This is a genomic window from Paenibacillus sp. FSL H7-0350 (assembly GCF_038593195.1).
Taxonomy (GTDB): domain Bacteria; phylum Bacillota; class Bacilli; order Paenibacillales; family Paenibacillaceae; genus Paenibacillus_AQ.
Genome location: NZ_CP151972.1, coordinates 4,018,092 through 4,030,504, shown reverse-complemented (window position 1 = coordinate 4,030,504; position 12,413 = coordinate 4,018,092). Strand labels below are relative to the sequence as shown.

Annotated in this window: 11 protein-coding genes and 1 riboswitch; all 11 genes read left to right on the top strand. The window is 54.2% G+C overall.

Annotated elements, in window-relative coordinates; genetic code table 11:
* The first annotated feature begins 46 nt into the window (after positions 1-46).
* A riboswitch (purine riboswitch) is annotated at positions 47-150 on the top strand.
* A 182-nt stretch (positions 151-332) separates the two neighbouring features.
* The 11 genes from NYE24_RS18345 (at position 333) to NYE24_RS18295 (ending at position 12,404) form a co-directional block, all read left to right on the top strand.
* Complete coding sequence (locus tag NYE24_RS18345; RefSeq protein ID WP_342476357.1) at positions 333-938, top strand: xanthine phosphoribosyltransferase; 606 nt, start codon at positions 333-335, stop codon at positions 936-938.
* Complete coding sequence (locus NYE24_RS18340) at positions 932-2,230, top strand: nucleobase:cation symporter-2 family protein (RefSeq protein ID WP_036691933.1); 1,299 nt, start codon at positions 932-934, stop codon at positions 2,228-2,230. The genes NYE24_RS18345 and NYE24_RS18340 overlap by 7 nt, the downstream gene beginning before the upstream one ends.
* Positions 2,231-2,367: 137 nt before the next feature.
* Positions 2,368-5,439, top strand: coding sequence for an ATP-binding protein (locus tag NYE24_RS18335; protein ID WP_342476356.1), 3,072 nt, complete (start codon positions 2,368-2,370; stop codon positions 5,437-5,439).
* 39 nt (positions 5,440-5,478) lie between these two features.
* Entirely contained in the window at positions 5,479-6,615 is a 1,137-nt protein-coding gene (locus tag NYE24_RS18330; protein WP_342476355.1) for a response regulator, read from the top strand.
* Positions 6,616-6,761: 146 nt separating this feature from the next.
* Positions 6,762-6,980 (top strand): hypothetical protein, encoded by a 219-nt coding sequence (locus tag NYE24_RS18325; protein WP_036691939.1) that lies wholly within the window; start codon positions 6,762-6,764, stop codon positions 6,978-6,980.
* A gap of 29 nt (positions 6,981-7,009) precedes the next feature.
* Positions 7,010-7,696 (top strand): hypothetical protein, encoded by a 687-nt coding sequence (locus NYE24_RS18320; protein ID WP_342476354.1) that lies wholly within the window; start codon positions 7,010-7,012, stop codon positions 7,694-7,696.
* On the top strand, positions 7,693-8,916 hold the full coding sequence (locus tag NYE24_RS18315; protein ID WP_342476353.1) for a glutathionylspermidine synthase family protein: 1,224 nt from the start codon (positions 7,693-7,695) through the stop codon (positions 8,914-8,916). Before NYE24_RS18320 ends, NYE24_RS18315 begins: the two co-directional genes overlap by 4 nt.
* Positions 8,903-9,556 carry a signal peptide protein gene (locus tag NYE24_RS18310; protein ID WP_342476352.1) on the top strand — a complete coding sequence of 218 codons (654 nt, stop codon included), beginning with the start codon at positions 8,903-8,905 and terminating at the stop codon, positions 9,554-9,556. Before NYE24_RS18315 ends, NYE24_RS18310 begins: the two co-directional genes overlap by 14 nt.
* A complete protein-coding gene (locus tag NYE24_RS18305) occupies positions 9,553-9,945 on the top strand; it encodes a DUF350 domain-containing protein (RefSeq protein ID WP_036691943.1) in 393 nt (130 codons plus the stop codon). Before NYE24_RS18310 ends, NYE24_RS18305 begins: the two co-directional genes overlap by 4 nt.
* Positions 9,946-10,037: 92 nt before the next feature.
* Complete coding sequence (locus NYE24_RS18300; protein ID WP_342476351.1) at positions 10,038-11,054, top strand: ion channel; 1,017 nt, start codon at positions 10,038-10,040, stop codon at positions 11,052-11,054.
* 189 nt (positions 11,055-11,243) lie between these two features.
* Complete coding sequence (locus tag NYE24_RS18295) at positions 11,244-12,404, top strand: hypothetical protein (protein ID WP_342476350.1); 1,161 nt, start codon at positions 11,244-11,246, stop codon at positions 12,402-12,404.
* The last annotated feature ends 9 nt before the right edge of the window (positions 12,405-12,413 follow it).

Genomic DNA, 12,413 nt, shown 5'->3' with positions numbered 1-12,413 from the left:
CGGGGAGAGCGTGTAAGATAACAGACATGCTTCATGAATAGATTTCATATAACAGATTCATATAACTCATATAATCTTGGGAATATGGCCCATAAGTTTCTACCGGATAGCCACTGTAATTATCCGACTATGAGTGAAATAGCGCATCTAGGGTTCCGTTTCTTGTGCTGCGGCACGGGAAAGGCTGGTCCAAGCGATGCGGACACGTATATGTGTTACACCACCAAGGGACAAAAACCCAGAAGGACAGATTCACTTGAGAGAAACACTCAGGGAATCTGTCTTTTTTATTTTATCTGCTTTTTTATTTCTAAGGAGGAAGATCCGCTGTAATGAAAGTATTGGAAGAACGTATTAGACAAGAAGGCTTAATTCTATCGGAGACTGTACTGAAAGTGGACTCGTTCCTGAACCATCAGGTAGACACAGCGCTTGCGCTTGCGATCGGGAAGGAATTCGCAGCGGTCTTCGGGGACCGGCAGATTACCAAGGTGCTGACTGTAGAGGCGAGCGGCATCCAGTTCGCCATGGCGGCGGGAATTGCGCTGGGCGTGCCGTTCATATACGCCAAGAAGAAGAAGGCAGTCACCTTGTCTGAAGCGGTGTATTCGGCACCGGTTCACTCCTTCACCCGTCAGGAGGACTACCAGATCAGCATCTCGCAGAAATATCTCGGACCGGACGATACCGTATTGATTGTCGATGATTTCCTGGCTACCGGTGCGGCACTTGTAGGGTTATGCGATATCGTAGCAGAGTCCGGGGCGCAGCTGGCGGGGGTCGGCTGTGTCATCGAGAAGAGCTTCCAGGAGGGCCGCGGTCTGCTGGAGCAGCGCGGAATTCCAGTGTATTCTCTGGCGCGGATTGCTTCCATGTCGCCGGGGGAGATTCATTTCATAGATAATGAAGGATTAATCAAGGAGAGTGCAGGATGTTAAGCAAACAGAAGATATTCGCCTTAGGGCTTCAGCATGTACTGGCGATGTACGCCGGAGCGGTCATAGTACCGCTGGTTGTCGGGGGAGCGCTCAATTTGAACGGTACGCAGATGGCGTATCTGATTGCAGCGGATCTGTTCACCTGCGGACTGGCAACTCTGCTGCAGATTATGGGCAGCAAGTATTTCGGAAGCGGGCTGCCGGTGGTTCTCGGCTGTACCTTCACGGCCGTCAGCCCGATTATCGCCATTGCTTCAGGCTCCAATCTGGCAACGGCTTATGGGGCAATCATTATCTCCGGGTTGTTCGTGGTGCTGGCAGCTCCGGTGTACGGGAAGCTGCTGAAGTTCTTCCCGACCGTAGTCACCGGCTCGGTAGTCACAATCATCGGACTGTCGCTGATTCCCGTTGCGATGAATAATGTGGCCGGCGGCCAGGGAAGCGCCGACTTCGGGCAGCCCCGCAATCTGCTGCTGGCTCTGATTACTCTGCTCGTTATTCTGGCCGTGAACCGGCTAACCACAGGGTTCCTGCGCTCCGTATCCGTGCTGGTGGGACTTGTAGTGGGTACTGTAATCGGTTATGCCATGGGCATCGTGCATTTCTCTACCGTGACCACAGCTTCCTGGGTGAGCGTTGCACAGCCGTTCTACTTCGGCTGGCCGCAGTTCAGCATCACCGCGATATTCACAATGATTATCGTGAATATCGTGTCTATGGTCGAATCGACAGGGGTCTACTTTGCCGTTGGTAAGGCGACGGACCAGCAGGTGGAGCAGAAGCAGATCGTGAACGGCCTGCGCTCCGAGGGACTGGCCATCATGCTGGGCGGCCTGTTCAACGCCTTCCCGTACACCGCATTCTCCCAGAATGTCGGCTTACTGTCGCTGACGCGGGTGAAGACGCGGAATGTTATTTTTGCGGCTGGCGGAATTATGATCGTACTCGGTCTACTGCCTAAGCTGGCAGCATTGACTACAGTTGTGCCGAATGCGGTGCTGGGCGGGGCGATGATTGTCATGTTCGGCTCGGTCGCCGCTTCCGGCATGTCGATTTTGTCCGATGTGGATCTGCGCAAGGACGGCAATCTGCTGATCGCCGCCTGCAGCATCGCGGTGGGCCTCGGCTCTGCGGTGCTTCCGTCCATGTTCGACCAGCTGCCGGAATTCGCCAGAATGCTGCTGCAGAACGGAATCGTATCCGGATCGCTGACAGCGATCATTCTCAATATCTTCTTGTCGAAGACCCAGGAGAGTGTGGTTCCTGCAGCCGCCGCTCCGGAAACAAAGTAAAATATTCCATACACGTAACTCTAATCAGATGAACAGCCGATTCCGAAATAAATGGAACTCGGCTTTTTTTTGCTTCAGATGAACGGAGCCTGTTGTATAATTTATACAATGACAACTAGAAGGGACTGGCAGAGGATATGAGAAGGTATTGGCTGAGTATTCTCGGCAGTCTGGTGCTGGTGCTGATCGTTCCGCTGCTCTCGGTCCTCCAGACACATCAGACCAAGGGAGACAGGCCGCAGGCCGTGCAGGGCGTGATTGACCTTCGCTCCTGGGACTCCCGCCACGACGGAATTATGAAGCTGGATGGAGAGTGGGAGCTGTACCGTGATGTGTTGCTGTCGCCCGGGGATTTCCATCCGGTGAATGCAGGTAAGGAGGTTCCCGCTGCCTCTACGATGATTCAGGTTCCGGGGAAGTGGAACGACGAGATCGCTGAAGAGGGCGAGCGCAGAGCTAAAGGCTATGCTACTTACCGCCTTCAGGCGAAGATTACTCCAGGGGAAGCTGTAGTCTATGGTCTGCGCACCAGCAACATCCGGAGTGCGGGCAAGGTCTATCTGAACGGACAGGAGATTGGAAGCAGCGGAACTCCGGCAGCCTCGCCCTCTGAGGGTAGACAGAATAACATGCCTTTTATGGGATTCGCCTCGGTAACCGGGGATACCCTGGAGATTATTGTGCAGGTGGCTAACTACAGCTACTCTTCAGGCGGAATCGTTCAGCCGATTGTAATCGGTAATCAGGCCGCTATTTTGAAGCACAGGGAATTTGCCCTGTTTGTAGACGGGGCTTCATTGATCGGATTCTTCGTGTTATCTCTCTTCCTGCTGATGTTCTCCAAGGTGAGGGAGAGCCGGGGGGTCACATTGTATCTGGGCTTGTTCTGCATAGCGGCCTTTGTCTACATTTTCACGCATGGCGAAAAGCTCATCCTGACGGCGCTGCCCGGCTTCCCTTACGAGATTATACTCAAGCTGCAGCTCGCGTCCTCTACACTGGTCTATTATTATCTGCTGCACTATGTCGCCAATTCAGTGAATTACCCGATGTCTTTCGGGGTAATTAAGGCCTCCAGGCTAGTTACGGCATTCCTGCTGCTGATTGCTGCCTTCGTCCCGGCCTATCTGTTCAGCTATCTGGAGGTGCTGCTGCTGACCTGGGGCTCGGTAAGCCTGGGCTTCGTGCTCTACTCCATGGTCCAGGGCACCCGGAGAAATCCGAAGAATATGTTCCTGATGATGGTCAGCATCGAGAGCCTGAGCGTGGTTATTATCTATTATCTGGTCAGCTTCATGGGCCTGGGCTTCAGCTATTTCATCCTCTCCTACGAGATTCTTCTGTTCGGGTTCGTACAGGCAATTCTGATGACCCGGCAATACGCAGCCTCCTTTCAGGAGGTGGAACAGCTCTCCCGCCGCCTTTTGTCGCTTGACGGATTGAAGGATGACTTCATCTCTGACACCTCGCAGGAGCTGCGGAGACCGCTGCAGGGGATTGTCAACATGGCCAAGGTGCTGGCACAGGGTACGGCCGGCTCCATCAGCGCTGCCCAGCAGGATCAGTTGCTCACGATTGTCTCCACCGGCAAGCGGCTTACAGCCCTAATCCATGATATGTCGGACTTCGCGAAGCTGAATCACGGCGCGCTCTTCCTCCGCCGGCAGGCCGTCGATCTCCGCATGGCAGCTTCCTCCATTATGGCGGTCACCCGTCAGGTCTATGGCAACAGCCAGCTGGAATTCCGGCTGAATCTGCCCGGGCAGATTCCGCTGCTGGAGACGGATGAGCAGCGGCTTGCCCAGATCCTGCATAATTTATTGGCAAATGCAGTGAATTATACGCCCAGAGGCGTGATAACGCTGTCTGCTGAGGTTAAAGAAGAGTATGTTGCCATTATCATAACGGATACCGGTCAGGGCATCCCGCCTGAGCGTCTGCGTACGATCTTCGATGCAAATGATCCAAGCGGTCCTGCCGCGAGTAAGGTCTACCGGGAGAACGGGCTTGGCCTCAGTATTACCCAGAGACTTGTAGAGCTGACAGGCGGAGAGATTGCGGTGCATTCCGAGCTGGGGCACGGCTCGGTCTTCAGCTTCACCCAGCCGGTATTGCAGCGAAGCAATGCGCTGCTGGAGGAGGCATTCGGGGAGCTTCACGGCTGGGAGACAGCGCCTTCGTACCCGCTTCCTGGAGAAGAGCCTGTGCTGCTGCCGTCTGAGGACTGTTGCTCCATTCTGGTAGTGGATAATGATCCTGTTAATCTTCGCGTGCTGGTCGGCGTACTGCAGCTGGATAACCATTCAGTGATTACCGCCAGCAGCGGGGCTGAGGCGATTCAGATCATCCAGCAGCATCCTGAGCTTGATCTGGTGATTGCCGACTGGGTGATGCCGGAGATGCCTGGGCTTCTGCTCTGCAAGGCCATCCGTGAACGGTTCACTTTGTCCGAGTTACCGATTCTGCTGCTTTTGGCGAGCAGCCGGCCTGATGACATTCTTGCAGCCTTCGAGGCTGGAGCGAATGATTATCTGAGCAAGCCGGTGGAGGTGCGCGAATTCAAGGCACGGATGCAGACCCTGCTGGATATGCGCAAGTCGATCCGCGTATCCGTCCAGTCGGAGATTGCTTTCCTGCAGGCGCAGATTAAGCCGCATTTCTTATATAATGCGCTGAACGCAATTATCTCGGTCTGTCCGGTGGACCCGGACAAGGCCACAGAGCTGCTGCTGGACCTCAGCCAATATCTGCGGAGCAGCTTCGACTTCCAGAACCGGGGACAGACGGTTTCTATGGAGAAGGAGCTGGGACTGGTCAAATCATATCTTGCGCTGGAGCAGGCACGATTCGATGAACGGCTGAATATTGAGTTCGATGTACCGGAGGATGTAATGGCGATGGTTCCGCCGCTAAGCATTCAACCGATTGTGGAGAATGCCGTGAATCATGGCCTGATGCAGAAGGAGGCCGGAGGGACAGTAAGGCTGACCGTCGAGCTGCTGCCGGGCAGGCTCAAGGTAGCGGTCACGGATGACGGTGTAGGCATGACCCCGGAGAAGATTGCAGAGATCCTCTCGGAAGAGCGGACAGAGGGGGGCATTGGACTGCGCAATATTCAGCACCGTCTGCTCAAGATGTACGGAGCAGGCCTGAATATCGACAGTGCACCGGGAAGGGGGACCGCTATATCATATACCATCCCCACCTAAAGGCAGCTGAGAACGACGAAGAGGAGGTGAGTCTGGACGATGAAGGCCATATTGATTGACGATGAGAAACCGGCACTGCAGCATCTGGAGCGTATGCTCCAGAAGGATGGACGTCTTACGATTACCGGGAAATTCACCTCGGCACGCCTGGGGCTTGCGCATCTGGAACGGGAGAAGGCGGATATTGTATTCCTGGATATCGGGATGCCGGAGATGAACGGACTGGAAGCCGGTGAATACATTGCCGGGCTGGACCGGAGTATCCGGATTGTCTATATCACCGCGTACAGTGAGTATGCTATCGAAGCCTTTGAGCTCAATGCTGCAGATTATTTACTGAAGCCGGTGACCTCCCAGCGCTTAAGCAAAACCCTTGAGCGTCTGGAGGTCGGCAAGGAGAGCGCTGAAGGGAAGATGCCGTCTGCCCCGGCGTCTGCGGCGCCCGTTAAGGAGCTGTCCATCCTCTGCTTCCACCGCCTTGAATTCACAGACAGCACGGAGCCGGGGCGCAAAATGCAGTGGAGAACAAGCAAGGCGCAGGAGGTCTTCGCCCTGCTGCTGCATAACCGCGGCCAGTGGATACTCAAGGACACCATTGTGGATCTCGTCTGGCCCGATTTCAAACCGGAGAAGGCCGTTACGAATCTGCATACAACGGTATACCATATCCGCAAGTTGCTGAAGGCTTGGGATATGGAGGTGCTTGTGGAATTCTCACAGGAGCGGTACAGGCTGACCAAGGAGCAGGTGCTGCTGGATGTGGAGGAGTTCGAGCTGGGCTACGCCGGTACGCCAGTGGAGTCCGAAGAGGAATGGCTGCGCCGGGAAAAAATACTGAAGCTGTACCGTGGAGACTATCTGCAGGAGCATCATTACGACTGGGCAGAAATCCGGCGCAAGGAGCTGCAGGTCCGGTATATCCGCATGGCGCTGCATTCCGCCGAATATGAGCTGTCCTCCGGGCGGCCCCGGCTGGCGCTGGAGCGGCTGCTGGATCTGCAGGCAGCAGATCCTTATTCCGACCAGCTCTGCAGGCTGATTCTGCGAAGTTACGCCGACCTGGGGGATTTCATCGGGTTCAGGACACACTACGATAAGTACAAGGAGCTCCTGGAGAATGAGCTGGGTATCCGCCCCGATCAGGTTATGGACAGCTGGGTCCAGAAGGTATTGTAAGCCCGTAGCCGGCCACTGCAAAACTGCTTGTTGTCATTATTATTTATATGCTGTGGTATACATATTCAAGGCTGCGGAGTTGAAACGAAAGCGTTCATGACAGCGTATCAGAAGCATACGAATATTCAAGAGGAGATGGAGTGGGAATGGATAACGGGTTGAAGGTCATCCTGTTCGAGAAGCTGCCTGAAGGCGACCTGCAAATGATTGAAGAGCGTGTCTGGAGCATGAATATGGTCACGGCGCTTGAACATGTCAATTATATTGTCGTTGGCGGCCGTGAGTTCGAGGCGGTTGAGGGAAGGCTGAATGTGGACGAAGGGAAGCTGGAGCTTCTGCTGGTTCCCATGCGTACGGAGGGTTAAGGATGAATACCAGGAAAGGAGGTCCCAAGTTGGCAAAAGACGAAAGTGCTAAAGAGCCCGCAATCAGCAGGCTGTTCACGCCGGACGGCAAACCGGTCCGCGTATTATCCACCTCGCTCGGCATTGCCCTGCTGGCTAACGCATTATTCATTCCCGGCGGCGCAGGCGCAAGCGGCAACGGCGGCGGGGAGCCTAAGCTGGTCTCCTGGTCTACCGAGGAGGTTAAGCAATATTTCGATAAGAATGTAGACTGGAATATTCCATACCCGGAAGACCAGGAAGAGAAAGTTCAGGAAGGGCAAGGGGCTGTGACCTCCGGCGGTACGACGGTAATCAACAACTACGGCGGCTATAACTCGGGGTTCGGCTGGGATGATGTGCTTCTGTACCACATGCTCTTCAATAGCGGTTCGTTCTATTCCTCCAGAGGCTGGTACAATGACCGGCCTACTTATTATGGAGGTACACGCAATACCTATAAACCGCCCTCCTATAATAGCGGACGATTCCAGAACAAGCCGGTGGCCGGCTCAGTGGTGAAGCCGAAGACTTCAACTTCATCCACCGGCTCTATTACAAGAAGGAATACCTCTTCCAAATCGGGCGGCATCGGGGGTACCTCCAGCGGCCTGGGTTCGAGCAAATCCAAATCCGGCTCCAGTAAAAGCTCCGGCAAAAGCTCGGTGCGCTCCGGAAAGAGCGGGTTCGGCGGATGATCCAGGCGGAGCAGGCATTCGAATATATAGACCAGTCCAGTCTGGAGCGCGCTCCCCGGGTAGAGCGGCTGCATGAGCTGGGCTTCACCTGGGCGGATCTGGAGGAAGAGGAATACTGGCTGGACGCGGTGGCTGTGATGCGTAGTGAGACCTACGAGGAATTGAAGGAAGCCGCCGCAGCGCTCTGGGCGATTCTGGATAAGGCCGTGCGTTATGTCCATCTCAGACATGACCTGTACGACCTGCTGGGGATTCCTCCGGTGCTGTGGCAGATGCTGGATGACTGTCCATTGCCGGAGCCGGGACTAATCAGCCGGTATGCCCGGTTCGATTTTGCCGTGGCAGGGGATGGTACGATCAAGCTGCTGGAGCTGAATGCGGATACTCCCACCGGTTATGTGGAAGCATCTATTGCTACGCCGTGGATCTGCGCGGAAGCAGGCGTCGGAAGCGCAAATGCGGCCATGAAGCAGCAGCTTGCCGCAGCCTGGAGCGTGGAACGGCCTGACACGGTAGCCTGTGTGGATTATGGCAGCCATGAGGAAGACAGTGGAACGATTGAGGCGCTGGCCGCGCATAGCGGACTGGATGTCCGCTGTGTCGATTGCCTGGATCTGTGGATTGATGAGGGCGTGGTCAAGGACGGGGAGAACCGGATCATAGAGCGGATGTTCGCGCTGTATCCGAAGGAGTGGATGGCCGTAGATGAAGGCGGCGAGGCTCTGGCCTATGCCATTGAGAGCGGGAAGCTCCAGCTGTTCAATGGACCACATAGCATCATCCTCCAGTCCAAGGGGCTGATGGCTGCTGTCTGGGGAATGTATGAGCTTGGCCTGCTGTTCACGGAGACGGAACGTGAGGCAATCTCCCGGTACATCCTGCCGACATACAATAAGGCGGTCTTCTCAGAGAGCTTTGTATCCAAATCCGTATTCGGCCGTGAAGGAGGATCTGTACGGATCTTCGATGACAACGGCGCGCTTGAGATCGAGGACGAAGAGGGCTACGACAGCAGCCAGCTCTTCCCCGTGGTCTATCAGAAAAGGGCCGAAATGGCCCGGATCATGACGGCGGAGGGTGAGCTGCACCTGCTGACCGGCATGTTCGTTATTAACGGAACGCCCTGCGGGCTGCTTGGCCGGGCCGGCGGGCCGATTACAGGCAATGCCAGTCATTTTATCGCGCTAGGAGTGAGGGGGCTTGAAGATGTTCAAGAGTAGAGAGGGGCGTGCTGCCGGGCACAGATCCCGGAGCGCCCTGCTGACTGCAGTGCTGCTATTGGCGGTTATGGTGCTGAGTGCATGCTCAGCGAATAGCGGCAGTGTATTTCACACGGGTACTAATACAACGGATAGTGTATCACGTGTACCATGGGATTACCGGGTGGTGGAAGGCAAGGTTGGCGATCTGGTCGGCAGCGATATGACTATATTGCCGGATAATGAGCTGCTTCCCAACGACGGGAATTATGCTACAGGTGACACGGTCTGGACGCTTCAGTTCATGGACGCCGAGCTGGTGACGGATGCCGACCAGAAGAATGAGATCAAGCTGTCCGCCTGGACGACGCTTAAGTCTTACGCCGACCAGAAGGCTGCCACGGAGGATCTGGCTAATCTTAAGGTATCCATCACAACGGATGTAGACCTGGTTGGCGTGTACAAGACGGAATACCAGAGCAAGACCAGAAATTTCGCAGTGCTGGAGCTGCCTTCCGGCAACCGGATTAAGCAGCCGATTGACGACAAGCGTTATACCGCACTGGAGAAACAGAAGAAAGTCTCTGTGGTGCTGGAGGAAGTACATGATTTCGCCGACTATGATTCGGCCTATGCGAAATTTCGGGGGTGGGCTAAATGACGATCGTAATTAATCTGGTGGTCAGTATTCTGACCATTGTTCTGCTTCAAGTGCTGGGTATGGTAATCTTCGCGCTCATGACTCCCTTCAAGGATATGGAGGAGCTGAAGAAGGGGAATGTGGCAGTAGCGCTGGCGTTCGGCGGCAAGTTCCTGGCGACGGCGGTCATTCTTGGGGTGGCCGCCTACACCAATACCTCCATCTGGTTCATGATGCTCTGGTTCGCGGTAGGCTATGTCTGCCTGATCGCTTCTTACTGGATCTTCGAGCTGTTCACTCCCGGTTTCCGGATTTCAGAGCAGCTGGAGAAGGGTAATGTTGCGGTTGGTGTCATGCTCTGCATGGTGTTCATCGGGACGGCCTTCGCAGTCAGCAGTCTGATTATTTAGTTTTGGCAGTCGGGCGGCGGCTGTGCCCCGCAAGGGACTCGGCGCAGGCTGATGCCCGCCGGCCCAATTCACCCGGGAGGCAGGGATGAGCGTTGCATTTTCTAATCCAATTATCCGGCAAGCTGCTCCATCTCAAGAAGAAGTCCATTGCATTTATTATTCTTGCCTTCATTCTTCTAAGCGCAACCATCGCCTTCCTGCTGGAGCCGAACACGTTTCATAGCTGGTTCAACGCCTTTTATTGGGTAATGACCACCATGGCTACTGTCGGGTATGGCGATTACTTTGCCGCTACCATCACCGGCAAGGTGTTTACGATTTTCTTATATATCTTTGGCATCGGTCTGCTCAGTCTGGTAATAGGCAAGATTGTTGAGGCCATGGGCGAGATGCAGCGCAGGAGAGGAGCCGGAACCTTGACCTTTCACGGACATAATCATGTCGTGCTGATTAACTGGAACCGCAAGACACAGGCGGCAGTAGATGAGATTCTGTGTTACGACAGGGAATGCAAAGTGGTCATTATCGATGAGAACGGACGGCATCCGCTGGAATCCATGGAGCAGGTCCACTTCATCAGCGGCGATGCTGCAAGCGATGACATTCTGCTGAAGGCGAATATCGGGAGCGCCAGAGCAGCGATTGTGTTCAGCGACACCCGTATCGACGAAGCTTCCTTGAGCGACGGCAAGTCGCTGCTGATTGCTTCCAGCATTGAGCGGATTGCCCCGCAGGTACATACAACCGTAGAGATTATGCAGGAGAAGAACATTAAGAACTTCAAGCATGTGCAGGTGAACGAGTTCGTGCTCTCCCATGATGCGATCTCCAGACTGGCCGTCCGCTCTGCTCTGCAGGAAGGCAATTCTGAGGTGATCACCCAGCTGCTCAGCCGCGAGCACGGGGATGATATCTATGAGATTCCCCGCCGCAGCGGCTGGACAACCTATGGGGAGGCCTTTCAGGACCTGCTTCGCCAGGGGGCGACCCTGCTGTCCGACCGCGGTGATCTGGGCATTAACCGTAAGCTTGGCCAGCCGATTCCGGCAGATGCCAGACTCTACATCGTCGCCGATGAGGCCACGTACCGGAGAATCAAAGAGAGCTAGAGGCAATACTAAGGTATTCATAGGAGCTGTTCCGGTCGTTAAGACCTGGAGCGGCTCTTTTTTTGGGGCAAAAAGGAGAAAAATGTGATGCTGACACATAATGTTCGAAGAAACAGTAAATAATGTGACAATAATTACCGTTATATTAGTATGAATCAATTGTTAGTTGTCATTTAAGGATGTGATCGATTGGGAAGCGGATATAAGAAGGCTGCTGTTCTGGGGATGTCGCTGCTCCTCTTAACCTCCTGCGGCGGTAATCAGGCCGGGCCAGCGCCATCCTCTCCCGGCTATACTCCGGCGGTCTCTCCAGCAGGGACTACACGGCCGGATGAAGCGCCGCAGCTAGAGCCTACACTGGAACAGCAGGAATTATTCAATTTCATAAATACGCAGCTTACAGGACCCGATGGTGTATATACGAATCTGAAGGAGACCTCTGAATCGGCAGAGGTGGCTACCGGCCATGAGATTCTAAGCGAGTCCGCTTCTCTTCTGATGGAGACCGCCGTCCGGACCCGTAATCAGGAGCTGTTCGACCGGCAGTGGGAGACAGTCCGGAGAACCTTCGATATGGAGGGTGGTTTCAGCTACCGCTACAGTCCCAAGCAGCAGAAGCGTTATCCCGTGAATGCAGCGGTGGACGACCTAAGGATGATCGGAGCGTTATATGAGGCGGGGCAGGCATTTGACCAGCCGGAATATACCAGAGAAGCCGATAAATATGGAGAACGTTTCTATAAAAACAACACTAAAAAAGGTTACATTTATGACATCTATGACAATTATTTGAAAATGGTCAACGGATTCGTAACTTTATGTTATATTGATCTGAGTGTGTTGCAGAAATTGTCGATATCTAGCGAATTACAAGATATTTTGTTGAATAATATGAGCGGTATTTTGGAGGAGGGATATTTGTCCGATTCTTTTCCATTCTATGAGACCCGCTTCGATTACAAGAGTGGACAGTACAGCTCCGAAGGCATCAACTCGGTAGAATCTCTGCTGACTATTCTGCATCTGGCAGAGACCGGCCGTCAGCGGCCGGCAAGCATCAGCTACATCAAAGCTCAGGTCGCAGCGGGAACCTTATTCGGACAATATACCCGTGAGGGCAAGCCGGCTAATGACATTCGTTCAACAGCGGTCTATGCGCTCACTTCCATGATTGGAGCTGTGCTGGAGGATGGTGACCTCTATCAGTCCAGTATGGACCGGATGAATGAATTCAGGGTGACAGATCGTTCAAGTCCGCTATATGGCGGCTTCGGTGATCCTGCCTCCGGGCAGGCGTACTCTTTTGACAATCTCATGGCACTGCTGGCTTACTCCTATAAGGCTCCATAATATAACCAA